The 558-nt window shown below is 71.3% G+C and carries 1 protein-coding gene; it reads left to right on the top strand.

Annotated elements, in window-relative coordinates; translation table 11 throughout:
- On the top strand, positions 1-558 hold a 558-nt coding region (locus ACDELDRAFT_RS23435; protein ID WP_005802015.1), incomplete at both ends, for a TolC family protein.

The raw sequence follows: 558 nt of genomic DNA, 5'->3' as shown, positions 1-558 counted from the left end.
GGGGGCGTCGGCGGGCGTCACGCGCCAGGCGGGTGCCAGCGCCACGGGTTCCAGCGCTCCCGCAACGCTGGGTACCGTGGGCCTTTCTGCCTCGTACGAGCCGGACCTGTTCGGTCGGCTCTCGCAGGCCAGCGATGCCGCACGGCTGGATGCCGCTGCCAGCGAAGCCCTCTTGCAGAGTGCGCGCCTGATGGTGCAGGCCGACGTGGCCCAGACCTATCTGCAGTTGCGCTCCGCGCAGGCCGAGCAGGTGCTGGTGCAGGAAAGCCTGGCGGCCTACCAGAGCACGTTGCATCTCACGCAGCGGCGCGAGCAGGCCGGCGATGTGGCCGAGCTGGACGTGGCACGCGTGCAAAGCGAAGTGGCCGCCACCGAATCCGAGGTACTGGCGTTGCAGCGCCAGCAGGCCTTGCTGACCAACGCCCTGGCCGTGCTGACGGGCGAGGTGGCGGGCAGCTTTGTGCTGCCGGCCGCCAACACCGATGCCGCTCTGCCGGTGATACCTCCGGGTGTGCCGGGCACCGTGCTGGCGCGCCGGCCCGATGTGTCGGCCGCCCA

This window comes from Acidovorax delafieldii 2AN, from assembly GCF_000175235.1.
Taxonomy (GTDB): Bacteria; Pseudomonadota; Gammaproteobacteria; order Burkholderiales; family Burkholderiaceae_C; genus Acidovorax; species Acidovorax delafieldii_B.
Note: the sequence above shows the minus strand (reverse complement) of the source record. Positions and strands in the feature narration are given on the sequence as shown.